Here is a 21,193-nt window from a genome sequence, read left to right as displayed (position 1 = left end):
CCAACACGCTGATTTTTCGAACATGAACGCACATACGCCTATACTCCTGATACTGATCGTCAGCTGTATCGCTCTCGCTGCACCAGCAGCAGCGCAAGAAACCACGAACGAGACGGCGACCTCGACGAACGTCTCCGCACCGGACGGTGCACCCAGTGATGTCGAACTCGTCGTTGACGAGAACGTGGTGGTCACAGACTACCGCTACAAGGACGGCCAAATGATGATCGACTTCTGGTCGGATGAGTACAAAGTCGTCAGTGTCGCCCCGCAGGTCGACGACGGTTCGGAAGCCGGTAGTGTCTCATTCCGTGCGGCTGTCGTCGACGCAGATACGACCACGACTGTTCGAGTGCCATCGAGCGGCGGCGTCACACTCTGGACTGAGCAATCAATCGAACAGCAACGGTTCCACTACCTCCGCAAACCCAACTCGTTCATCATCACCGGCCCGTGGAGTGGTGAGGACGTTCGCAACGCCGCACTCGGCAGTGCGCTCGGTGTCGTGATTGCCGTCCTGTACGAAGCCGTCTCAGCCAAAGTCGGCTCGGCCCAACGGGGTGAGCGACTGGCATGACTGACGACAGGAGCAATCCCGATTTCGACCGAGACGAGATGGCTCACAACGCCGATCCCGGCCCAGATCACAGCCGGACCTACCGACTGTTCCGGTGGCTCACGGACAACCTGTTGCTCATGGCCTCTGGTGTCGGTATCGTTCTGTTCGTCATCGCGTCGATTCTCGGCTACGAATTCCCTCGAAGCCTGCGACTGATCGGCCTGTGTGCGCTCGTGACAATTCCGCTGGTCGGACGACCGACGGGCAAGAAGGTCCGGTCGCTGCTGTGGGACCCGAACTACGTCTGGCTCGTCGACATCGACGCCCGCCGGATGAAGGGCGGCATCTTCCGGATGCCGGGCCAGCGCTTCAAAGAGTGGTCCGTCGAGGACGGCCAATTGGACTGGGTGAGTCCAAACCTCGCGTTCGGGAAGAACGTCGATCTCGAAGCACAGACTGTCGATGGCTGCTGGCGTGGCACGCTCTCCGACCGGGAGCTGATGCGAACACTCCAAGCTGTCGAAGAGTGTCGCGGCCAGCTCGAAGCCGACGCCAAGCGTGGCTTTGCTATCGAAGCTCAGGCGTTCACCGTTATCCGTAACGCCACCAGAAAGGCGGTTCTCCGCATCGTTTCGACCTTCGAGCGCGGCACGCTTCCAGATGAAGGCGAGGGGTTGACTGACGAGATAGATTCGGCCATTGAACAGTTCGGCCTTGACCGCAAGATCCGTGCCGCCGAGGACGATGAGTCTCCGGAGGCAGATGTGCCCGGAATCCGCGTCGATTTCGACCAAGACCTCGCGGATCTCGCTGGCGCTGGCGACGGAGGTGTTTCTGCTGATGATTGAACTCAACCTAACTCACCGTGAGAAGAGTATCGTCGTGGTAACTGCTGCTGTGACATTCGTTGCTGGCTTCTGGGCCGGTCTCTGGTCGGTTCCTCCGCAGGCCTTGGACGTGCCGCTGGAAGTGACGCAGAACGCCGGTGAACAGGTGTACGTACCTGCGTATCGACCTGTTCCCAGTTCTCTTCCTGTCGTCTCAGTTGTCGTTCCGCTGATTAGCTTCGCCTACGCGTTCCGGGATCAACTCGTCGAGGACAGTACTGACTCTGTCGAGGTGCCTGCCGATGACTGACAGCGTTGACGAACACCTACTGACCGCTGCGAAGCTCTACGAACAGGTACAGGGAGAAATCGACGGCGACGACAGACTGCTCCCGCATACTGGTATCGTCGAGGACGCCCAAGACCGCGCGGCGCTGTCGTTCATCGAAACAGCAATGCGAGAAACCGACCGGTCTCCGGTCGGTAGTTCGACGTTCGAAGGCACTGCGCTCGGACAGGCGCTTTCCTCGAAAGTACTGACCGATACAGCAACTGAAGCCGTCGCTACTGGTAACGGCTCGGTCATGTCCCATATCGTCGGTGTCACTGAGCAGGACCTCGATGCCTCGGCGCTGCGTCTGCCGATGATGCTCCTGAACGAAATCGAGAACAACGGCGCTCCGGCGTTTGTCACGGCCGCTGGCAACCCGAACACGGGTAAGACCAACACGGCCATCCTTCTGATCACGTTGCGGGCGCTCGACCTCGATGACCTCTTGGTGCTCTCGAACGTCCGGACGTGGGAACAGACGGATATCGTCGTCACGTCAGCGCACAATCTCGCCGTGCAGCTGCTCGAACACCGCGACCGACCGAAGGCCATTCTGATCGACGAAGGCTCGACGCACTTCGATGCCCGGACCAATCGCCGGGAAGTGGCTGAACAGTACACACCGCTAGCGAAGCGCTACGCGAAGATCGGCGTCGACATGGAAGCTGTCGTGGTTCACACCGGGAAGGACCTCCACCCGGAGCGGAAGCGACTGTCTACGCTGGCGATGTACAAGGCTGCTAAGAAGAGCGCGGAATTCTTCGAGACGTGGCCTGCCGACGCTGATGCACCAACTGGCCGATTGTTCGGTGGCAGTCTTGAAGAAATCGAGAAGGCCACCGGCTACGATCCCGACGATGCCGCTCCTTGGACGTGGAATCTTCGAGCAGGGCTATTCGAGAAAGATGTCGAATGGCCCGAACTCTTTGACCTGCTTCGTGAACGTGGACCTGCTGAATAATACTCGTACTTTGTTTTGTACCTGAAGCTATTTTGACTACATATCCACAATCTTGATACGCTGCAGGTACAGACAAACACCTGCGAGACAGTGACCCGTCTCGCTGAAAACGGGATATAGGAACACTGTTTTCGCATCAGTGTTCCGGGCCTGGATAGCCCCCCGATATCCATGCGTTTTGCTGATAATTGGTGTTCAAGTGTTGCTTGAAATATACAACAGTGCCTTGTAAACCTACAGTCTGGACTTGTATCGCCTGATTTTGCTTGAACAGTCTGGCTGGTTTATACCATTGTCTCTCATGGACTGAGTCGTATGGACCTAACAAACCTGAAGGAATTGCTTACCGAAGATGACGCTGTCTCACCGGTGATTGGCGTCATTCTGATGGTCGCAATTACGGTTATCCTCGCTGCAGTAATCGCATCTTTCGTGCTTGGTCTTGGTGATCAGGCACAGCAGAACACTCCACAGGCCAGCTTCTCGTATGATTACGATACGAGTGGATCGAATTCTTGGACTGGTTCACTCACTCTTGCGAACGACGGGACCAGTGGTAACGAGGGTTACGTAACGATTACCCACGATGGCGGTGACACAATTGAAGCGGGTCGGTTATCAGTAACTGACGGGACAGATTCGCTTCAGTTCGGAGATTCCTCCGGCGATACACCGTACAGCTCTGGATCTGAGATTACGGCAGGAACGACCTCAACCGCAGAAATCGACAACAACGATGAACTCAATATTGTCTATACGAATGAAGGCGGCGACAACTCTGCGACGCTGTCCAGCTACGAAGCGCCCGAAGCGTAACTAAGCGCTTCATTTCTTATTTGTGTAGAAAGAGACCCCTACCCAATAGACATATGTCAAGCCACCCACCCTCCCACTGTTGGTTGGCTTACTCCATCGCTTTCGGATGCCGGGGATACGGATACAGTTCCACGTCGACCTCTCCCTCAAGATACTGCTCACCTTCCGTCGTCAACTCGATGAAATCCTGATCCTCCGTCAGAAACGCGACTAGATCTGCGTCAGCCAATACCCGACACCGATCTTGCACCTGCGCTTCTGTCGCGTGAATGTTGTCACGGATAGCCATTTGCTTGGCTGTCGACACCGAGTCATCCCGAAGGTGTTCCAGTATTCGGTCATCGATACTCCGTTGCCAGCGGGCGGTCTTTCGAATCGTCATAGTGGAGGGCGATTACACGTCGTTCGTTCCAGCGTCTGCACTCGTGGACGGCTCAGATGGGCCGCTACCGTTGATATATACGCCTTCTTCGGCGTCATATTCCTCGTCGAGATACGCTTTCCCTTCCTCGGTGATCACGTAGGCTCCGTTACCAACGTGAGTCAAAAGTCCATGCTCGGCGAGCTTCTTCATCCGGCGGCCGATTTGTGTTCTCGAAACACGGACTAACCCACTGTCGTGGACTTCTTTAGGCGTTCCCGTACCCTCGTTCTCTCGCATCCATTCAAGGATACGGTCGTCCCAAACGCTCTGCCACGAACCGGATAAGCGCATTTGAATTACAAATATTACTCGAACCACCTATTTCAGTCCTTACGTGCATTTTCATATCAACCAATCAAATATAGCTTCCCGATACATTTATGCACTTTCTGGGTAATAGTGTTCTTGCGGGCCGCCTACTGATGGCTCTCAGCCATTTAGAACTGGGCCGTGCTGGAACACGGCCCGAGGGCGGTTCCGTTACCTCATCCATGTCAACAGGAACCGATACGGGGTCTACGCCCCGCACGACGACAGTCGCCTCGCTAAATAAAAAGTCCGGCGTTCGCCCGGTTCGTGGGGTGGTTTTCGGTGACTAACCTCAATCCGATCCCACCTCATGAGGCTGTGGAAATGTTCCACGATGCGATGATCGACGAACACGCAAAGTCGACACGGGAGAGTAACAAACACCGTCTCCGGGCGTTCGTACAGTTCTGTGATGAGGAAGGGATCGAGAACCTGAACGAACTCACTGGGCGTGATCTCTATAAGTATCGGATCTGGCGACGCGAAGGCCAGGGCGACGGTCGTGACCCTATCAAGGCGGTCACGCTCAAGGGTCAACTGGCAACACTCCGCCGCTTCCTCCAGTTTGCCAGTGACATTGACGCTGTACCACAGGGGTTCTATGAAAAGTTGACCCTGCCGACGATGACAAACGGTGAGGACGTATCGGAGACTACGCTTGACCCTGAGCGCGCAATTGAGATTCTGGACTATCTTGAAAAGGCCGGTCCCAGCACGCGCGACCACATTATTCTCGCTCTGCTCTGGGAAACCGGTGCGCGTACTGGCGCAATCCGTGGACTCGATCTCGGAGATGTGGACTTAGATGGTGACCATCCCCGATTTTCCGGGCCCGCACTCCAGTTCGTCCATCGCCCTGAAACAGATACGCCGCTCAAGAACCGTGAGGCAGGGACTCGGTGGAACCGAATCAGTGAGAAAACCGCTCGGTACATCGAGGATTACATTGATTTCCACCGGGACGATGTGACCGACGATCACGGACGAGAACCCTTGCTCACGACAGCACACGGTCGACCAGCTGGCAACACCTTCCGAACGACACTGTATCGGATTACTCGTCCCTGCTGGCGTGGTGAGGACTGCCCGCACGACCGCGATATCGATGAATGCGAAGCGACCCACATCGACCATGCCAGTAAGTGTCCATCCGCTCGCTCACCTCACGATGTTCGCAGCGGCCGAGTGACCTATTACCGTCGTGAGGATGTTCCTCGACGAGTTGTGAAAGATCGTCTCAACGCGAGTACAGATATTCTTGACCGTCACTATGATCGGCGTTCTGACCGCGAACAGGCTGAACAGCGTAGCGATTTCCTTCCAGATATTTGAAAAACAATGAGTACTAAAATCAACGCCGCGAATTGGCGATATTCAGGTTCCCACCGTGCCCGCTCCTTGCGGACGATAGTAATGCCAGCGGCCACGCTACGCGCTTCGGAGTGGCATCGCATCAACTCGCTGTCGGTCGCATTCGAGTGCTGCCGCGGGTCGCTACTGACTGTCCGTTCTGCAATGCCCGTCGCCGCCGACACGTACTCCCGGACCCACTCTACAGAATATTGTCGTGAAGGGCACACTACTGCCGGTACCTAGTCGGTTTGCATGACCTGTCAGAGGCACAGCAACTCGACTTGGGGGGACGGTCTCGGTTTCGTACCCTTCACACGCATGGTTTTCTCCGCAAAGCGTATGGAACAGCGACATTTTCATACTCAGCTATTGTTTTGAAGACATGGGTGAACTACCGGTGCCGCGGTCAGTATTCTGTCGTCCGTGTACAGGGCGATGACTACAGCGGCACCGTGGTTCGCGATATCGTCTGTTTCGGTTCCCGATGGTTCCGATGCTGTGTCTCAGTCCACGTCCGAACCTCGGCGGCCGGCTACGCCTCTACGATGTCGTCTTCCATGGCAGCGACCTCTGTGAGAATCGCTTCGACGTCATCATCTGGAACGCCGTTCGCCCGGAGCGCGGCTTCGAGGTGGGTCGCGACCTTGGCGAACGCATCCTCGGTGATTCCCAGCCCTTCGTGGGCGGTTTCCATGTCACCGCCGTCGTAGTCGACCGGCCCGCCGGCGACGGCACTGATGAACTGGGTCTGGTGACTGTAGAGCTCCTGCATATCGGTGTCTTCAAAGTACGGTTGGAGAACCGGATCGTCGAGCACACGGTCGTAGAAATCAGAGACAACCGCTTCGACCGCGTCACGACCGCCGATTCTCTCAAATATGGACTGGGATGCCATCGTCGGATGGCAAGCGAGCAGTCGATATGACAGTTGTGAAAGAACATATTCGGCCACACACCTCGCGACGGGTACCGCACGCAGATCCGGGGGTGCGGCGACACTCATCGGTGCGGACAGTGCGACTCGGCCGGTAAGTCATCGCCGCTTTCGATGGCGCTGGCGACGAACTAGCAGCACCGACAGCATGCCGAACGTCCCGAGCACGGTCCACTCCCCGTGACGGTCAGTGACGGGCTGTGCGGTATCGACGCTGTATCCGGCTTCGTCGTCGGCGGTGGTCGTTGCGGTCGCGCTGCTATCGACCGACGGCGCAAAATTCGACGGTCGGCTGGTCGTCTCTGCTGCGCCCCGTCGCCGCAAATCATGCTCGGTGAGTGCGTCAGTCGGGACCGACGGCGCGGTGCCAGTGACAGCCTGTCGAACAAACGCATCGAGGTCGTCCCCGACGACACTCGACACTGTCTCCGCGAACAGCCCGAGGGTGACGCGTTTGTCCTGCCGTGTCAGCCGTTCGAGGACCGTTTCGAACGCTCGGGTGCCGTTGGTCGCCTGCTGGAGGCGGGCGTCGATGGCCGCGACGACACGCGTTCCCTTGTGGTACTGTGCGCCCGGTCCGGCCCAGCTATCGGGCTGTGTCAGATCGGCGGTTTCGTGGCGTTTGGTGGTAATCCTGTCTCGGAACTGGTCTTCGCCGATTTCGCCTGCGCTGTACGTGAGGGTCGCGGCGTGGTAGTCCGCACTCCCCTCATCGAGCCAGTCCATCGCTGGCGCCGTCTCGAAGGTCTGTCGAGTGTGGCGGTACTCGTGGACCCAGACGTTGACTGGGGAGCGGACGGGTTCGCCAGCGTTGACGATGATGTCCGACTCGCCGTTCGTTGGGGTGTACCCGCCGGGGGCGAGTTCGTTCGGCGCGACAAACGCGCGGATGTGGCCGTGGTCTGCTCCGGCGGTCGAAACACGCTTCGCATGGCTGATAGAGTCCAAGACGGCGGTTCGGCTAGGCTGTAGGTCCGCACTTGCCGGAACAATGAGCGTGATCCGGTCGCCGTTGACCGTTCTGTGCTCTGTTTCGTGGGGACCGATATAGGCGGCCGTGACGCCGGCGACGCCGTTTTGGCCGGGCACGAGCGCGAGCGACTCGTTCCACGTGGGCCGCGGCCCGACGTGCCAGCGCCAGCGAGCACGCAGTGACACTTCCTGTCTGGCAAGCAGCGTCCAGTCGTCGGTGTCCGCGGTTCGTTGGCCGAACGTCGTCGAAAGTCCGACCGGTACAGTGTAGGTCAACTGTGCCGTCTCGGCAGCACCGGCGATACGCCAGCGGTCGCCATCGGACTGGAGTCCGTCGGCCCGGAGGACTGTTGTCTCGGCCGGTGTCCGGACCGACAGTCCGGTGACGTGCTGTGGTCGCTCAATCGTCGCGGTTACCCGCACCCGACCGGTCTGGTTCGGCTCTCTGTCAATCGTGTACCGGACGTCAATCGAGCTGTCACCGCTGATTCCGAGCTGTTCCGGTGGATCTGACTGGACGCCGAGAGCGGCCGGTGACGTACAAATCAAAAGGAAGCAGACTAGCCCTGCCGATATCTGCGCTCTCATAGCTCTGGATGCTGCCGAATGCTACGCGACAACCAGCGAGTGTCGGTAAAGTGTGTGCCGGTGAAAATCTCAAACGTAATAACAGGCTGTGTGGCGTTGCAGTGGGGTCGCAAGCGTTTTGCCAGCGGCCACGTTATCCCCTGATATGGCCGATTGTCCGCTCGCAGACGACTGTCCCGAATTCACCGAACGAATTCAGGGGATGGGCTGTACCCACTACGGCGACCGCGGCGGCGCCGAGTGGTGCAATCACTACAACCAGCCGATCTCGGAACTCAAGAGCCAGCCGGTCAAGATGGGCGAGGAAGTCACTGTCGACGTTGAGGACATCCACGAAAGCGGTGCCGGTGTCGGTCGGACCGAGGACGGCTTCATCATCATGGTGGACGGCGTGCTCCCGCCGGCCCGCTCGCTGGTCAAGGTGACGAACGTCCACTCGAACCACGCCCGGGCCGAGGAAGTCGAGCGGCTGGAGATGGACGAGGAGCCTTCCGAAGCCGAAACCACGGAGAGCGACACCGATACCGACGAGCGGGCCGACGACACCGACGATGACGGCCGGCGTCTCGGCAGTCGGGACAACTTCTGGGGCAGTTAGGACAGCCCGCAGCCAGCAGTCAGTGGGACAGTTAGCGAGCGGGACTTCTTTGAGACAGTCGGTACTTCTTGTGGACATGGACCTCGAACTCGATGGCAACGCAGCGCTGTGTACCGCCGCGACAAGCGGACTCGGCCTCGCAAGCGCCGAAGCGCTCGCCGCTGAAGGAGCCGACGTGGCTGTCTGTGGCCGAACACCGGACCACGTCGACGAGGCCCGGGACCGACTCGAATCCGTCGGCGACGGTGACGTTCTGGCCGTCGAAGCCGATATCACCGATCCCGACCAGATCGAAGCGCTCGTCGAGGAGACCGTCGATACCTTCGGCGGCCTCGACCACGTCGTCACCAGCGCTGGCGGTCCGGCTCCCGGCCCGTTCATGGAGACGACCGAACGCGAGTGGTACAGCGCCTACGACCTGCTGGTGATGAGCGCCGTCCGGACCACCCGGACCGCGTACCCCTACCTCCGGGACTCCGAGGCCGGCACTATCGTCAACATCACCTCTCGGTCGGTGCAGGAGGTCATCGACGATCTGGTGCTCTCGAATGCCGTCCGCCGGGCCGTCATCGGCCTGATGAAGACTCAGGCTCGCGAGTTCGCGCCCGAGGTTCGCGTCAACGCCGTCCTGCCCGGGGCACACGAGACGCCCCGCATCGAGGAACTGGTCGAGGCCGCCGTCGAACGCAGCGAGTACGATTCCTACGAGGACGGTATCGAGTCGTGGTCTGACGCGCCGCTCCAGCGTGTCGGCCAGCCCGAGGAACTCGGCGACGTGGTGGCGTTCCTCTCGTCGGCCCGGTCTTCATACGTCACCGGGACGGCCCTGCCCATCGACGGCGGGTCGATGCGGAGCTAACGGGCCTGGCTGCCGGTCCGCTCAGAATTGCCCGTCGTCCCGCAGTTCTGCAACAACCTCACGGACGCGCTGCGCGTCGTCTTTCGGCACGACGAGCGTCCGGTCGTCGAAAGACGCCACCACGAGGTCCTCGACGCCGACGGCGCTGACGTGGCCGTCGCTCGCCAGCACGTTTCCGTCGGCGTCGATGGTGATTGCCTCGCCCAGCACCGCGTTTCCGTCCTGGCTGTCGAGGACACGCTCGAAGGCGTCCCACGAACCCAAGTCGTCCCAGTCGAGCGCCGCCGGGACGACGAAGGCGTTCTCGGCCCGTTCGAGCACGGCGTAGTCGATGCTCACCGGGTCGACGGCGTCGAATGCGGCGTCGTAATCCCCTTGATCCAACCCCTCGACCATCGGTGCAAGCGGCGATGATTCGGCGGCGGACAGGAGAGCCGTTGGTGTCCACGCGAACAGCCCGGCATTCCAGTAGAACCCCTCCCGGACGTACTCCGTCGCGGTCTCCCGGTCGGGCTTCTCGTGGAACGTTTCGACCGGCGCGAAGCCGTTCTCGGACGGCCCCGGCTTGATGTAGCCGTAGCCGGTCGCCGGCCGGTCCGGCTCGATGCCGACGGTAACAAGCCCCTCTGTTTCCACTGCGACCCGTGCGCCCGTCTGTGCGACTGTCTCGAATGGGCCCGAAATCCGGTGGTCACTCGGCAGACACAGCAGAACGCAGTCACCGACCTGCTCGCGGATGCGGTGGGCCGCATACGCCAGCGCCGGGCCGGTGTCTTTCGGTTCCGGTTCGGTCAACACCGCCGCACTCGGGGCGCGCTCTCGCACCCCGTCGGCGAAGGACTCCCGGGTCAGCACGTACGTCTCGTCCGCGAATCCCACCCGATTGACAGTTTCGGCGAGCAGTGACTTGTCTCGACCAAACGAGAGAAACTGTTTGGGCCGGTCGCTCCGACTCGCTGGATACAGCCGTGTGCCGGTTCCGCCGGCCAGAACAAGCGCGACGATTGGGCGCTCCATACCCGGGCTTCACCCGGCTAGTGATAAAGTGTTGTACTGGCGATCCGCTGAACTACCCGCTAGCAGTTACCTACCACGTCTCTACTGTCCCGTCCCTGATGTCCTCGACACAGCCCTGACAGTCCGGGTTCTCCCCGTCGTAACAGACGGGCCGACGCTGCTCGTCCATCGATACCGCGCGGTACTCGGCGTGGCGGCGACAGACGATGCGGGCCCGTCCTTCCTCGTCCCTTGGCAGACCGGCTTCCGCCGACCGCTTCCCGTTCCTGTAGGCCTTCTTCGCGTCAGAGAGTTGCTGCTCGGCCGACCGCAAGGTATCCCGGATGAACCGCGCGAGTCGCTCGTCGTCGGCCATACTTCCCGTTGTGGCCCACCACAAATCAATCTTCTCGCGCGGTGCTGCGTGCCCTGAAACGACGACAGCACGCGCTATTTCACTTTCACTCCCTTGGCGAGTATTTATATCCGAAGGCGACCAACCGTCGAATGTCTCCCAATGAAAACCAGGCGGAGACAGTGAAAACCAATGACTGAGTCAGATTTGCGTACACACGCGACAGAGATACACGAGCAGTTTTCCGACCAGCTAGAGATCGACGTCGACGACGTCGTCGAGCGGCTCGATACACTGGTCAACGACTATCAGGTCCCCATCAGCGAGGCCCGTCGAAGCGTCATCAACACGTACCTCGACGAGGCCGGGATGGACCGCGACCAGCTGGGCGGCGGCGACGGCGGCGGCAACGAGCAGGTGAACGTCGCCGACGTCGATGCCCCCGAAGAGTGGGTCGACGTTCGCGCAACGGTCGTCGAGCTCTGGGAGCCACGCGCTGACGCCGTGGCGCAGGTCGGCCTGCTGGGCGATGAGACGGGCACCATCAAGTTCACGAAGTGGTCGAAGTCCGACCTGCCATCCCTCGAAGAAGGCAAATCCTACGCCCTGCGCAACGTCGTCACCGACGAGTATCAGGGCCGCTTCTCCGTGAAGCTCAACCGGACGACCACTATCGAGGAACTCGACGAAGCAATCGAGGTCGGCGACGACAGTGTCGAGGCCGACGGCGCGCTGGTCGACATCCAGTCGGGCTCCGGGCTCATCAAGCGCTGTCCGGAAGATGACTGTACCCGTGTCCTCCAGAACGGCCGCTGTAGCGAGCACGGCGAGGTCGAAGGCGAATTCGACCTCCGCATCAAGGGCGTCCTCGACGACGGCGAAGAGGTCACCGAGGTCATCTTCGACGAGGACGCGACCGAGGAACTGACCGGCATCGCCCTCGAAGAGGCCAAAGAGATGGCGATGGACGCGCTCGACACGACCGTCGTCGCCGACGAGATGCGACAGAAGATCCTCGGCCGCTACTATCGCGTTCGAGGCCCGACCTTCGGCCGCTACTTGCTCGCCGACGAGCAGGAGCGACTGACCGGGGCCGTGGATGCAGACGAGATTCTCATCAAAGCGAGGTCGATCTAAATGGCGAGTACACCCACCCGCGAGGTCGCACGGCGCGTCTTCGCACGCGAGTTCAACGACGCGAGCTACACGTTCAAGGAATCCGACGACGACCGCGCGCCGGTGTACGTCCTCCTCCCGACCGGCCAGCGCGCCAACCGCGTGTTCTTAGTCGGCACTCTCACCGAGACCGAGGATGTCGGCGAAGACAGCGAGTACTGGCAGGGCCGCGTCGTCGACCCCAACGGCGATACGTTCTTCATGTACGCCGGGCAGTACCAGCCCGACGCGGCGTCGATGCTGCGCGAACTGGAGCCACCGGCCTACGTCGCCGTCGTCGGCAAGCCCCGAACCTACGAGACCGACGAGGGCGAGGTGAACGTCTCAATCCGACCCGAGTCCATCTCGGAGGTCGACGAGGCGACGCGGGACCGCTGGGTCGTCGAAACGGCCGAGCGAACCCTCGACAGGGTCAAGCGGTACAAGGAGGCCGACCTTGAGGACCCGGCCACCGACGAGTACATCGCGATGGCCGACGAGGAGTACGAGGAACTGTCCATCGAGAACTACCGGCAGTCGGTCGTCGGTGCGCTCGAAAGTTTGCAGGACGAGCAGGCCGAAGCTAGCGCCGACTAACCTCGACGCTGCCGGCGGTTTTTGCGACTGACGTTACGGCTCCAACAGCTCGATGCGGTTCCCCTCTGGGTCGACGACGAACATGATCGTCGTCCCGCTCTCGGTCGTCTGCGGGCCGCTGAGGGTTTCAACGTCGTCGGGGAGTCGGTCGGCAACAGCGTCGAGGTCGTCGACTTCCAGCCCCGGATGGGTCGCCCCCGGTCGGTTGAGGTCTGGGTCCGGCATCGCCTCGCCTTCCGGTTCGTATGTCGCAAGTTCCAAGCGCGCGTCGCCAGCGTCAAGATGTACCAGTTCGGCGCTGGCTCCCTCGATGTCGACGGCGGTGCCGAACGCCTCGTCACCGACGGAAAAACGCGTCAGTACATCGAGTCCTAAAACGTCGCGGTAGAACTCGACTGCCCGATCTAGGTCGCTAACGATGATACCGAAGTGGTGAGCGGTTGCGTCGATGTCTGTCGCCATCTCTGTCCGGAACGGGGGTCGGCCGGCTGTTAAATCACAGCGGTTCGAGCGTTGCCAGTGGCACGCGCCGGTGGTAGCGTCTGACAAACGATTAAATACGTTGCTACTAAAACAGTACATAACTATGGGCAACAAAAACAAGACCATCTCCTTTCGCGTCAGCGAGGACAAATTCGAAACCCTCCGCGAAATCGCCGAGGAGCGCGATATCTCTCTGTCCGCAGTTTTCCGGGACTACGTCGACACGCTTGTTTCCCACGACGGTCAGGTGAAGGTCGCCCCGGAACACGAGTTCGAAGACGACGCGACCGAGACCAGCACCGAGAGCTTCCCACCGAAAGTCGAAGTCCCGAAAAGCTTCGTCCGCGAGCACGAACGGCTCGAACTCGAAGCCGAGCACCTCCGCGAACAACTGGAAGAACACAAGCGCTACGTCACGAAGCTCCGCCAGCAACTCGACGAGATGGACCAAGACGAGGTCATCCACCTCGAAGACTTAGATCAGGGCGAAGAAGAGGACGCCTCCTATCGCATCGGTAGCTTCGACGACTTAGAGTAACCGCTGGCGTTTCTGCTGTACGTCCTCGGCCACGTCGTCGCGCCCATCGACGTCGGCTAGGGTTTCCACGGCTTCTAACGTTCTGACGGAGTTATCGAGGAAGGACAGTACGTCGCCCGGATACGCATACAGCATGTAATCGTCGCTCATTACGTCGACGATTGCGTCCGGACCCATCCCCTGCTCGCGCAACTCCAGCAGGTAGGATATGAACTTCCGCTCGGCACAGCCACAGTGTGGGTTGGCCTCACAGTCACAGTCCAGAAAATCTTCCGCGAAGTCAAGCACTCGCTCTCTAGAGGCTTCGTCGAGCTTTGCCAGCCCCTCCCCCTGAAAGAGGATATCAAGCGTCGCACCCTTGAACGCCCCTTTCGGGAAACTCGTCTCTAGCTGAGAGGCGAGTTGCTGGTGGTTCTTGACGTAGATTTTGTCCGTGATGGCCACGCGTGCCTCTCTGTACGCGTCGGCTGTGTAAAAGCATCTCGAAGCGTTGACCGGCCGGTTGGTTGCTCAACTGAAATCGCTGACCAAGCTCATGACGGCCTCTGCTTCTGCCTTCTGGAGGTGCGTGCTAACAGTTGACGGCGCACAGCCGACCGCATCCGCGATCTCCTCGTGAGTCGTCTCTCGGGGATGGTTGTAGTATCCTCGGTCGACTGCCACTTCGAGGACCTCGCGTTGGCGCTCGCTTAGTGTTGTCCCCGGCTGATCTGGCGGGCCTTGCATCTGACCGATCTCGTCGAGGCGGACGGACAACCCATCCGGTGCCGCAGCAAAGCTGGCCTGAAGCGCGTCGGGGTCGCCGACGACCCGGAACCGCATTGTCCCTTCACGGTAGACTATTGGCATCCGTACGACCAGTCCTGGCCGGCTCCGCGCCTGATTAATCGCGTCGAACACCGGTGCTTCCTGCGGTGCGACTTCGACAAGCGCGTACGACCACGCCGCTTCGGGTGCCGCCACCTGCACTGAGTTGATGCCCGCCGTGTCCGGGGCGCTTGACCCGAAGCTGTCTACGGCACCGTTGATGGCGAACAGCACTGTTCGGACGCCTTCGGCGCTCGTGTTCCACGCCAGTACTCGCGTCTCATCGATTTGTGGCGAATCGGCAAGCATCGTATAAAACGGCGGTGCAAGCGCCGGCTCGATTTCGGCGGTGACCTGAAGACGCTTCACCACCGAGGCTGGGACTGGCTGGCGTATAAACCCCACTCGTATACCCCACAGAAGAGCCAGTACCCTGCCGTTGCTGTGTTCACACAATGCCCACTCTCGATGCTTCCCGCTGTCTTCGAACTGGCCGGCCACTCGATGCGTCTGGGACCCCTCTTGATGGCTCTGCTCTGGAAATCGACCCCGATGGCCGTGCTGCCACTCTCCTCCGTGACTCTCCACGAGCGCTAGCATCCAGTCCTGGGACCGGCACTTGGGCGACACTGTTGGCTGATTCGGATAGCAGTCCCGATGGGCGACCGGTCCTCCTCCAGTGGCTGGCCCCGGACGCAAGTTCGCCCCCGGCCCACGTCCATCCGACGACAGAGACATTTGAGGCGGTCGATGGCACACTTACAGTCGTCGCCGATGGCACTCCAGCACGGCTCGGCCCCGGTGAGGAAACCACCATCGAATCAGGGACTGCCCACACGTTCCGCAATGACACTGACAGGGTCGTTGCGTTCCGGGCCGAACTCCCATCGATGCGGACCGTTCGCGCCCTCTACACGCTCTGGGGACTGGATCACACCGGCGCGTTCGATGACGATGGCGGCTACGCCGAACCCGACCTGATTCACTCTCTGGTCATCGGGCGGGAGCTGTCCGACGAAACGATGCTGGCAGCCGTGCCAAACGTTGTTCAGCGGATTCTGTGGGCAACTGTCTGTCCCGTTGCCAGCGCCGCGGGTTACTCTGGCATCGACGACTCGTATCTCGACGACCGGTTCTGGCAACAGCACGTCGAACAACCGTTCCGCTAAGAGCCTGCCAACGACCGGGTGGTCCGATTCGTAACGTATTTCTGTTCCAGCGGAATACCTATGAATGCTTCAGCAAGCGTGTCCGGGCTGGGGTAGTGGCATCCTTTAGCCTTGTGGTGGCTAAGAGGCGGGTTCAATTCCCGCGCCCGGACTTAGGCCTTCTAACACCCGATTACGGCACTTTCACCCATCCAAGTTCTAGCTTCACCTTGGCCTCCGTCAATTTACCTTGTATAAAACAGTAGTACTTTCTGCTGGTGAATCACGGATGTCCCTCCTGTGACCAAACGTTCGAGTCTAAACGCGGACTCGGCGTTCACCGGCGACGGGCATCCGAACTGGCGTGGCGGCGGCGTCGGCGACTACGGGCCGGGCTGGCGGGCGGTGCGTGAGCGGGCTCTAGAGCGGGACGACCACGCCTGCGTGCTGTGTGGGACTGATGCCGACGAACTGGGGCGGAACCCGGACGTGCACCATATCGTGCCGGTCCGGCTGTTCGCCGCGATGCCGGCCCTCGCCGTCCGGGATGCACACACGCTGGACAACGTCGTCTCGCTGTGTCCGAGTTGCCATCGCGGGGCGGAGTTCGGTCACGTCTTGCGGGCGGAACTGCGCTGGCGGGCCGGTATCCCTCGGACGGGTGCCCCCGTTGCGGGCGGCGCGACAGCGTAACCGGACCGGAATTTACACAACCAGTCCCGCCGCCAGTAGGCATATGTCACCGACCGTTGACGAACTGCAGAACGAGATTCGCGAGGCTGTCGGGCGGTACGAACGCCCGGTCTCGACTGCCTTCACCAAGGAAGCACTGGCGGCGATCTGTGAGGCTGTCGGATACGAGATCGACACAGACCGGCTGCCGTCGAAGCCACAGATGCGAGCGGGGATCCTCTGGAAGATCGGCGAGCGCGAGGATGACGACCCGGCGGACGCGGAGCAACCGTTTCGGAAGGGAGAACTCGAAGCGGTTGCCGCGGCACTGGATGCCGAGTAAGGAGACTTTTCGCCGGGGCTGGCACATTCGACAACTCCGAAGCTGCCAGAATGCGGAAATATTTGCGTATCGACAGCGAACTAACCAGTATGGTACGCAACCGCTCCCCGCCGTTCGAGAACAGGCGCACCGCTGGTCGACGGCTCGGTGAGGCGTTGCGCGAGCGGGACATCGTGGCTGACATCGTCCTCGCGATACCGCGCGGTGGAGTGCCGGTGGCGCGTCCCGTCGCCGACGCGCTGGGCGCGCCGCTGGACATCGCGGTCGCAAAGAAGATCGGCGCACCGAACAACCCCGAGTTCGCCATCGGCGCTGTCGCCGCCGACGGGTCGGTCTGGCTCAACACCGCTGTCATCGAACGGCGAGAGATTCCGCGCGACTACGTTGCGAGCACGCGAGCGGAAATGGCCGAAACCGCCCGGAAGAAGGCCCAACGCTACCGCAGCTCGGAAGTGTCGCCGGGGCTCACAGGCAAGCGAGTCTGTCTCGTCGACGACGGCGTGGCGACGGGCGCGACGGTGCGGGCCTGCATCGAGCAGATCCGACAGGCAGATCCCGAACGACTCGTGCTCGCGGTTCCGGTCGGTTCGCCGCGGGCGATTTCGGAGCTCAAAGCGCTGGTCGACGAGGTCGTCTGTCTGGAGATGCCGTCGGATTTCCGGGCCGTCGGCCAGTACTACGAGCAGTTCGAGCAGGTCTCAGATGAGGAAGCGATGTCGTCCCTCGCCGACGAGTGACCGCTACCGTTCTATTTTCGATTCTGGTCGGACAGTCTCGGTCTCCGACTCGCCGATGGCGGTGTAGTCGCTGCTGGATTTGATAATCGAGAGTGCCGTCATGATATCAGACCGTGTCAGGAGCCCCTCGAAGGCGTCGTCTTCGTCAGTGACGAGCAGGCGGCCGACGGAGTTCTGCTGAAGTGAGGTCAGTGCGTCCATCACGTCGGTATCTGGACTGATTGTGATAATCTCCGCCGTCATCACGTCGCCGACGGTGTACGCGTCCCGCTCGACCTCCTGCACGGCGCGGGCGTCTTCGAGTGCCACGAGGCCGACGACCTCGCCGTCGCGCTCAACGGGGTAGCCGGTGTGGCGCTCCCTGAACATCGTCTGGATGAGTTCGCGGACGGACATATCCTCGGGGACCGTCGTTACGCGGTCTGCCGGCGTCATCACGTCTGCGACGGTGACGCCTTCGAACGCGGCCCGCATCGAGGTCTGGCGGGATTCGCCCGCCGCGCCGATGTAGATGAAGAAGGCGAGGCCGGCGAGGAAGATGTTTCCGAGGACGAAGATGCCATAGAGGCCGAGGAAGACGGCGAACACCTTCCCGACTTCGGCGGCGATGGTCGTCGCTCTGGCGTACGTTCGCCGGCGAGCAAGCAGCGCGCGCAGGACGCGGCCCCCGTCCATCGGGAAGCCCGGAAGCATGTTGAACGCCGCCAGCGCGATGTTCATCAGGGCGAGATAGCCGAGGATGAACCGCGCTGATTCGATAGCTGTCGCCGCCCCGCTTGGGAGAATCTGGAACGCGACGTAACAGACAACGCCGACGGCGACGCTGACAATCGGGCCGGCGATGGCGATGACCAGCTCTTGCTTCCAGTCTTCGGGCATCTCGCTGAGCTGTGCGATACCGCCGAACAGCCAGAGCGTGATGGAGTCGATGGGGAAGCCATAGCGGATGGCAACGAGGGAGTGCCCGAGTTCGTGGAGGACGACGCCGGTAAACAGGCCGACGGCCGCACCGATCCCGAGTACCCACACGAGCCCGCCGTCGGTGAGAACAGCCACGTCCAAACCGGCGTTTAGCGTCCTGTTCAACAGCTCGGTCGTCTGCTCGATCTGTGTCCCGATAATCCAGGCGAACAGGGGTAGCACGAGGAGAAACGTCAGGTCCAACTGGATCGGGATTCCGAACGCGCTTCCGATGCGAAACCGGCGCATATCGGGAGGTTGACGCGGGATGGTCTTAAGCCCCCTTGGCGGGACTGTTGCCGTCGCCGCTGTCGGTACGCCTTTGCGCCGAGCCCGCGATAGACCGTATATGAGCGAGCCACTGATTCGCCGGGCCGCGGACATCGAGTACGACGCCGTCGACGCAGCCGACGGGCTGGAGAAGGGCGTCCTCATTGGCGAGGAGAACGGCGGCGGGACTCTCGCAATCCGTCGCTTCACCCTCGCCCCCGGTGGTAGCGTGCCGAAACACACCAACGAAATCGAACACGAGCAGTACGTCCTCTCGGGAAGCTACACCGTCGGCATCGAGGGCGAAGAGTCCGAGGTCGAAGCCGGCGACAGCCTCCACATCCCCGCCGGCGCTGTCCACTGGTATCGCAACGAGGGGGACGAGCCGGGCGCGTTCCTCTGTGCGGTTCCCGCCGGCGACGACGAAATCAAGCTCCAGAAGTGACTACCAGCGGACTTTCTGGCTGGCAAACAAGCCGTCACAACACCAGCAACACTCACACCTAGTCCGAACCGCTCAAGTAGCGCAGTCGCCTCTAGACGACTGTGTCACAGCAGGCCGCACAGGTAGAGACGCTGTTCCTCCACGAACACGGCGAGGAGTTCCGCGTCGCCGCCCACCGGGACGGCGAGCGGCTCTTCCACGGCATCCTCGAACTGAAAGAGACCGACGCCGGCCCCCGCCCACGCCGCCTCCGAGTCAAGGACGGGACCAGCGAGGAGCTTCGCTCGCCCGACCAGTTCGTCGACCTCGCCCGCCGTGCGGCCCGCATTCGCATCTCAGAACAGACCGCGCCGCTCGCACGCGAGCGCGTCCGTGAAATGCTCGACGCGTACCAGATCGAGGCCAAGGTCGTCCGGACCTGCCGGCTGTGTGCCTCCGACGGCCGCTATTCGCCGATTACGAGCGAAACGGCAATCGAGACCGACGACGAGACCATCTGTCCGGAGTGCGCTCGCCAGCAGCTCGACCGCGAACTCGCGTTCAAAGGCAATATTAGCGGCGACGCCCGGGACCGGCTCGAAGAGCTGCTGCTCGAAGTACAGGACCTCGACCGCGTGACGAACCTCCTGTCCGGCCAGCTGGACCCGGATCTGACGAAGTTCGACGAGATATCGGCGACTGTCGACGAGGTCGATCCCGTCCGCGTCGACTCGCTGGACCTTCACCCGGGGATGCAAGAGCACCTCGAATCCCGGTTCGACACGCTGTTGCCGGTCCAGAGCCTCGCCGTCGAGCACGGCGCAACAGAGGGCCGCGACCAGCTCGTCGTGAGCGCGACGGCGACGGGGAAGACGCTCATCGGTGAGATGGCCGGCATCGACCGCGTCCTGAACAACAAGGGAACAATGCTGTTTCTCGTCCCGCTGGTCGCGCTTGCGAACCAGAAATACGAGCAGTTTCAGGACCGCTATGGCGACATGGTCGACGTGTCGCTCCGCGTTGGCGCAAGTCGCATCGCCGACGAGGGCGGTCGCTTCGACCCCGAGGCCGATGTCATCGTGGGGACCTACGAGGGAATCGACCACGCGCTCCGGACCGGCAAGGACCTCGGCACCGTCGGCACCGTCGTCATCGACGAGGTGCACACGCTCGGCGAAGACGAGCGGGGCCACCGGCTGGACGGCCTGATTTCGCGGCTCAAGTACTACTGTGAATCCGGAGGTTCACCCGATAGCGGCGACACGCAGTGGATTTACCTCTCGGCGACGGTCGGCAACCCCGGCCAGCTGGCCGACCAGCTCCGGGCGACGCTCATCGAGTTCGAGGAACGGCCGGTCCCCATCGAGCGCCACGTCACGTTCGCCGACGGCCGCGAGAAAATCGAGACGGAAAAGAAGCTCGTCAAGCGGGCCTTCGACAACAAATCCAGTAAGGGCTATCGCGGCCAGACAATCATCTTCACGAACTCCCGGCGGCGCTGTCACCAGATTTCACGGAAACTGGAGTACAGTTCCGCGCCGTACCACGCCGGGCTGGACAACCGGAAGCGCCAGCGAGTCGAACGGCAGTTCGCTGATCAGGACCTCGCGGCGGTCGTCACGACGGCGGCGCTCGCGGCGGGGGTCGACTTCCCGGCCTCGCAGGTCATCTTCGACTCGCTGGCGATGGGTATCGAATGGCTCACCGTCCAAGAGTTCAGCCAGATGCTCGGCCGCGCGGGTCGCCCGGACTACCACGACAAGGGCACCGTCTACATGCTGGTCGAACCCGACTGTTCGTACCACAACAGCATGGAGATGACTGAGGACGAGGTGGCGTTCAAGCTGTTGAAAGGCGAGATGGAGCCGGTCATCACCCGCTACGACGAGGGGTCGGCCGTCGAGGAGACGCTTGCGAACGTCACCGTCGCTGGCAAGGAGGCCAAGCGGCTCAACGACCGGATGGTCGGGGAGGTGCCGACCAAGCACGCGCTGGGGAAGCTGCTCGAGTACGAGTTCATCGACGGCCTCGCTCCGACGCCGCTGGGCCGGGCCGTCACCCGGCACTTCCTCGCGCCGGACGAATCATTCCAGTTGCTCGACGGCATCCGCAAGGGACAGCATCCCTACGAGATCGTCGCCGACATGGAACTGCGCGACGAGCACTAGCCGGACCTA

General features: G+C 61.4%; 26 protein-coding genes and 1 pseudogene. 17 read left to right on the top strand and 10 right to left on the bottom strand.

The window, feature by feature from the left end; genetic code table 11:
- Positions 1-22 precede the first annotated feature (22 nt).
- The 5 genes from Har1129_RS14685 (at position 23) to Har1129_RS14665 (ending at position 3,494) form a co-directional block, all read left to right on the top strand.
- Complete coding sequence (locus Har1129_RS14685) at positions 23-577, top strand: hypothetical protein (protein ID WP_151101334.1); 555 nt, start codon at positions 23-25, stop codon at positions 575-577.
- Entirely contained in the window at positions 574-1,407 is an 834-nt protein-coding gene (locus tag Har1129_RS14680; protein ID WP_151101333.1) for a hypothetical protein, read from the top strand. The genes Har1129_RS14685 and Har1129_RS14680 overlap by 4 nt, the downstream gene beginning before the upstream one ends.
- Positions 1,400-1,696, top strand: coding sequence for a hypothetical protein (locus Har1129_RS14675; protein ID WP_151101332.1), 297 nt, complete (start codon positions 1,400-1,402; stop codon positions 1,694-1,696). Before Har1129_RS14680 ends, Har1129_RS14675 begins: the two co-directional genes overlap by 8 nt.
- Positions 1,689-2,678: a hypothetical protein gene (locus Har1129_RS14670; protein WP_151101331.1), complete on the top strand. Its 990-nt coding sequence runs from the start codon at positions 1,689-1,691 to the stop codon at positions 2,676-2,678. The genes Har1129_RS14675 and Har1129_RS14670 overlap by 8 nt, the downstream gene beginning before the upstream one ends.
- A 315-nt stretch (positions 2,679-2,993) precedes the next feature.
- On the top strand, positions 2,994-3,494 hold the full coding sequence (locus tag Har1129_RS14665) for a type IV pilin (protein WP_151101330.1): 501 nt from the start codon (positions 2,994-2,996) through the stop codon (positions 3,492-3,494).
- Positions 3,495-3,582: 88 nt separating this feature from the next.
- Here the strand turns inward: Har1129_RS14665 and Har1129_RS14660 are convergent, their stop codons facing one another.
- Together Har1129_RS14660 and Har1129_RS14655 are read right to left on the bottom strand one after the other, a co-directional pair.
- A complete protein-coding gene (locus Har1129_RS14660) occupies positions 3,583-3,876 on the bottom strand; it encodes a hypothetical protein (protein WP_151101329.1) in 294 nt (97 codons plus the stop codon).
- 12 nt (positions 3,877-3,888) lie between these two features.
- The gene (locus Har1129_RS14655) at positions 3,889-4,155 is read right to left on the bottom strand and encodes an ArsR family transcriptional regulator (protein WP_225307824.1); all 267 of its coding nucleotides are present in this window, start codon (positions 4,153-4,155) and stop codon (positions 3,889-3,891) included.
- Positions 4,156-4,551: 396 nt separating this feature from the next.
- On the opposite strand from Har1129_RS14655, the gene Har1129_RS14650 reads away from it, so the two are divergent.
- Positions 4,552-5,559 carry a site-specific integrase gene (locus Har1129_RS14650; RefSeq protein ID WP_151102163.1) on the top strand — a complete coding sequence of 336 codons (1,008 nt, stop codon included), beginning with the start codon at positions 4,552-4,554 and terminating at the stop codon, positions 5,557-5,559.
- Between the two features lie 553 nt (positions 5,560-6,112).
- On the opposite strand, the gene Har1129_RS14645 is transcribed toward Har1129_RS14650, so the two are convergent.
- Positions 6,113-6,475, bottom strand: coding sequence for a group 1 truncated hemoglobin (locus Har1129_RS14645; RefSeq protein WP_151101327.1), 363 nt, complete (start codon positions 6,473-6,475; stop codon positions 6,113-6,115).
- 138 nt (positions 6,476-6,613) lie between these two features.
- Positions 6,614-8,074: a hypothetical protein gene (locus tag Har1129_RS14640; protein ID WP_151101326.1), complete on the bottom strand. Its 1,461-nt coding sequence runs from the start codon at positions 8,072-8,074 to the stop codon at positions 6,614-6,616.
- Between the two features lie 145 nt (positions 8,075-8,219).
- Here Har1129_RS14640 and Har1129_RS14635 point away from each other — a divergent pair, with 145 nt between their 5' ends.
- Both Har1129_RS14635 and Har1129_RS14630 read left to right on the top strand, forming a co-directional pair.
- Positions 8,220-8,672: a TRAM domain-containing protein gene (locus Har1129_RS14635; RefSeq protein WP_151101325.1), complete on the top strand. Its 453-nt coding sequence runs from the start codon at positions 8,220-8,222 to the stop codon at positions 8,670-8,672.
- A gap of 76 nt (positions 8,673-8,748) precedes the next feature.
- Positions 8,749-9,531 (top strand): SDR family oxidoreductase, encoded by a 783-nt coding sequence (locus tag Har1129_RS14630; RefSeq protein WP_151101324.1) that lies wholly within the window; start codon positions 8,749-8,751, stop codon positions 9,529-9,531.
- Between the two features lie 21 nt (positions 9,532-9,552).
- Here Har1129_RS14630 and Har1129_RS14625 read toward each other — a convergent pair whose 3' ends face one another.
- Both Har1129_RS14625 and Har1129_RS14620 read right to left on the bottom strand, forming a co-directional pair.
- Positions 9,553-10,548, bottom strand: a complete 996-nt coding sequence (locus Har1129_RS14625; protein WP_151101323.1) for a mannose-1-phosphate guanylyltransferase — start codon at positions 10,546-10,548, stop codon at positions 9,553-9,555.
- Positions 10,549-10,618: 70 nt separating this feature from the next.
- Positions 10,619-10,903: a hypothetical protein gene (locus Har1129_RS14620; RefSeq protein WP_151101322.1), complete on the bottom strand. Its 285-nt coding sequence runs from the start codon at positions 10,901-10,903 to the stop codon at positions 10,619-10,621.
- Between the two features lie 171 nt (positions 10,904-11,074).
- On the opposite strand from Har1129_RS14620, the gene Har1129_RS14615 reads away from it, so the two are divergent.
- A complete protein-coding gene (locus Har1129_RS14615; protein WP_151101321.1) occupies positions 11,075-12,019 on the top strand; it encodes a replication factor A in 945 nt (314 codons plus the stop codon).
- Entirely contained in the window at positions 12,020-12,634 is a 615-nt protein-coding gene (locus Har1129_RS14610; RefSeq protein WP_151101320.1) for an RPA family protein, read from the top strand. It abuts the gene before it with no gap.
- Between the two features lie 33 nt (positions 12,635-12,667).
- Here Har1129_RS14610 and Har1129_RS14605 read toward each other — a convergent pair whose 3' ends face one another.
- On the bottom strand, positions 12,668-13,096 hold the full coding sequence (locus tag Har1129_RS14605; RefSeq protein ID WP_151101319.1) for a VOC family protein: 429 nt from the start codon (positions 13,094-13,096) through the stop codon (positions 12,668-12,670).
- A 124-nt stretch (positions 13,097-13,220) separates the two neighbouring features.
- Between Har1129_RS14605 and Har1129_RS14600 the strand changes: the two genes are divergently transcribed.
- Positions 13,221-13,655, top strand: coding sequence for a CopG family transcriptional regulator (locus Har1129_RS14600; protein WP_004515935.1), 435 nt, complete (start codon positions 13,221-13,223; stop codon positions 13,653-13,655).
- On the opposite strand, the gene Har1129_RS14595 is transcribed toward Har1129_RS14600, so the two are convergent.
- Both Har1129_RS14595 and Har1129_RS14590 read right to left on the bottom strand, forming a co-directional pair.
- Positions 13,647-14,099 (bottom strand): DUF5814 domain-containing protein, encoded by a 453-nt coding sequence (locus Har1129_RS14595; RefSeq protein ID WP_004590290.1) that lies wholly within the window; start codon positions 14,097-14,099, stop codon positions 13,647-13,649. The genes Har1129_RS14600 and Har1129_RS14595 overlap by 9 nt on opposite strands.
- Positions 14,100-14,165: 66 nt before the next feature.
- Positions 14,166-14,831: a helix-turn-helix domain-containing protein gene (locus Har1129_RS14590; RefSeq protein WP_191906179.1), complete on the bottom strand. Its 666-nt coding sequence runs from the start codon at positions 14,829-14,831 to the stop codon at positions 14,166-14,168.
- Positions 14,832-14,917: 86 nt separating this feature from the next.
- Here Har1129_RS14590 and Har1129_RS14585 point away from each other — a divergent pair, with 86 nt between their 5' ends.
- From Har1129_RS14585 to Har1129_RS14570, 4 genes and pseudogenes are all read left to right on the top strand, one after another.
- The gene (locus tag Har1129_RS14585) at positions 14,918-15,631 is read left to right on the top strand and encodes a cupin domain-containing protein (protein ID WP_151101317.1); all 714 of its coding nucleotides are present in this window, start codon (positions 14,918-14,920) and stop codon (positions 15,629-15,631) included.
- A gap of 312 nt (positions 15,632-15,943) precedes the next feature.
- Positions 15,944-16,303, top strand: a pseudogene (locus tag Har1129_RS14580) (HNH endonuclease); the annotation flags it as partial.
- Positions 16,304-16,346: 43 nt separating this feature from the next.
- A complete protein-coding gene (locus Har1129_RS14575) occupies positions 16,347-16,625 on the top strand; it encodes a hypothetical protein (protein ID WP_151101315.1) in 279 nt (92 codons plus the stop codon).
- Positions 16,626-16,714: 89 nt separating this feature from the next.
- On the top strand, positions 16,715-17,362 hold the full coding sequence (locus tag Har1129_RS14570) for a phosphoribosyltransferase (protein WP_151101314.1): 648 nt from the start codon (positions 16,715-16,717) through the stop codon (positions 17,360-17,362).
- Positions 17,363-17,365: 3 nt separating this feature from the next.
- Here the strand turns inward: Har1129_RS14570 and Har1129_RS14565 are convergent, their stop codons facing one another.
- On the bottom strand, positions 17,366-18,571 hold the full coding sequence (locus Har1129_RS14565) for a site-2 protease family protein (RefSeq protein ID WP_151101313.1): 1,206 nt from the start codon (positions 18,569-18,571) through the stop codon (positions 17,366-17,368).
- A 100-nt stretch (positions 18,572-18,671) separates the two neighbouring features.
- On the opposite strand from Har1129_RS14565, the gene Har1129_RS14560 reads away from it, so the two are divergent.
- Complete coding sequence (locus Har1129_RS14560; protein WP_151101312.1) at positions 18,672-19,037, top strand: cupin domain-containing protein; 366 nt, start codon at positions 18,672-18,674, stop codon at positions 19,035-19,037.
- 101 nt (positions 19,038-19,138) lie between these two features.
- Positions 19,139-21,184 (top strand): DEAD/DEAH box helicase, encoded by a 2,046-nt coding sequence (locus Har1129_RS14555; RefSeq protein WP_151101311.1) that lies wholly within the window; start codon positions 19,139-19,141, stop codon positions 21,182-21,184.
- The last annotated feature ends 9 nt before the right edge of the window (positions 21,185-21,193 follow it).

The organism is Haloarcula sp. CBA1129 (assembly GCF_008729015.1).
GTDB lineage: Archaea > Halobacteriota > Halobacteria > Halobacteriales > Haloarculaceae > Haloarcula.
This window is presented reverse-complemented; position numbering and strand designations above follow the sequence as displayed.

What these genes read in the sequence shown, in the direction of transcription:
- Har1129_RS14685 (WP_151101334.1), top strand. Translation starts at nt 23, where the DNA reads ATGAACGCACATACGCCTATACTCCTGATACTGATCGTCAGCTGTATC.
- Har1129_RS14680 (WP_151101333.1), top strand. Translation starts at nt 574, where the DNA reads ATGACTGACGACAGGAGCAATCCCGATTTCGACCGAGACGAGATGGCT.
- Har1129_RS14675 (WP_151101332.1), top strand. Translation starts at nt 1,400, where the DNA reads ATGATTGAACTCAACCTAACTCACCGTGAGAAGAGTATCGTCGTGGTA.
- Har1129_RS14670 (WP_151101331.1), top strand. Translation starts at nt 1,689, where the DNA reads ATGACTGACAGCGTTGACGAACACCTACTGACCGCTGCGAAGCTCTAC.
- Har1129_RS14665 (WP_151101330.1), top strand. Translation starts at nt 2,994, where the DNA reads ATGGACCTAACAAACCTGAAGGAATTGCTTACCGAAGATGACGCTGTC.
- Har1129_RS14660 (WP_151101329.1), bottom strand. Translation starts at nt 3,876, where the DNA reads ATGACGATTCGAAAGACCGCCCGCTGGCAACGGAGTATCGATGACCGA.
- Har1129_RS14655 (WP_225307824.1), bottom strand. Translation starts at nt 4,155, where the DNA reads ATGCGAGAGAACGAGGGTACGGGAACGCCTAAAGAAGTCCACGACAGT.
- Har1129_RS14650 (WP_151102163.1), top strand. Translation starts at nt 4,552, where the DNA reads ATGTTCCACGATGCGATGATCGACGAACACGCAAAGTCGACACGGGAG.
- Har1129_RS14645 (WP_151101327.1), bottom strand. Translation starts at nt 6,475, where the DNA reads ATGGCATCCCAGTCCATATTTGAGAGAATCGGCGGTCGTGACGCGGTC.
- Har1129_RS14640 (WP_151101326.1), bottom strand. Translation starts at nt 8,074, where the DNA reads ATGAGAGCGCAGATATCGGCAGGGCTAGTCTGCTTCCTTTTGATTTGT.
- Har1129_RS14635 (WP_151101325.1), top strand. Translation starts at nt 8,220, where the DNA reads ATGGCCGATTGTCCGCTCGCAGACGACTGTCCCGAATTCACCGAACGA.
- Har1129_RS14630 (WP_151101324.1), top strand. Translation starts at nt 8,749, where the DNA reads ATGGACCTCGAACTCGATGGCAACGCAGCGCTGTGTACCGCCGCGACA.
- Har1129_RS14625 (WP_151101323.1), bottom strand. Translation starts at nt 10,548, where the DNA reads ATGGAGCGCCCAATCGTCGCGCTTGTTCTGGCCGGCGGAACCGGCACA.
- Har1129_RS14620 (WP_151101322.1), bottom strand. Translation starts at nt 10,903, where the DNA reads ATGGCCGACGACGAGCGACTCGCGCGGTTCATCCGGGATACCTTGCGG.
- Har1129_RS14615 (WP_151101321.1), top strand. Translation starts at nt 11,075, where the DNA reads ATGACTGAGTCAGATTTGCGTACACACGCGACAGAGATACACGAGCAG.
- Har1129_RS14610 (WP_151101320.1), top strand. Translation starts at nt 12,020, where the DNA reads ATGGCGAGTACACCCACCCGCGAGGTCGCACGGCGCGTCTTCGCACGC.
- Har1129_RS14605 (WP_151101319.1), bottom strand. Translation starts at nt 13,096, where the DNA reads ATGGCGACAGACATCGACGCAACCGCTCACCACTTCGGTATCATCGTT.
- Har1129_RS14600 (WP_004515935.1), top strand. Translation starts at nt 13,221, where the DNA reads ATGGGCAACAAAAACAAGACCATCTCCTTTCGCGTCAGCGAGGACAAA.
- Har1129_RS14585 (WP_151101317.1), top strand. Translation starts at nt 14,918, where the DNA reads ATGCCCACTCTCGATGCTTCCCGCTGTCTTCGAACTGGCCGGCCACTC.
- Har1129_RS14575 (WP_151101315.1), top strand. Translation starts at nt 16,347, where the DNA reads ATGTCACCGACCGTTGACGAACTGCAGAACGAGATTCGCGAGGCTGTC.
- Har1129_RS14570 (WP_151101314.1), top strand. Translation starts at nt 16,715, where the DNA reads ATGGTACGCAACCGCTCCCCGCCGTTCGAGAACAGGCGCACCGCTGGT.
- Har1129_RS14565 (WP_151101313.1), bottom strand. Translation starts at nt 18,571, where the DNA reads ATGCGCCGGTTTCGCATCGGAAGCGCGTTCGGAATCCCGATCCAGTTG.
- Har1129_RS14560 (WP_151101312.1), top strand. Translation starts at nt 18,672, where the DNA reads ATGAGCGAGCCACTGATTCGCCGGGCCGCGGACATCGAGTACGACGCC.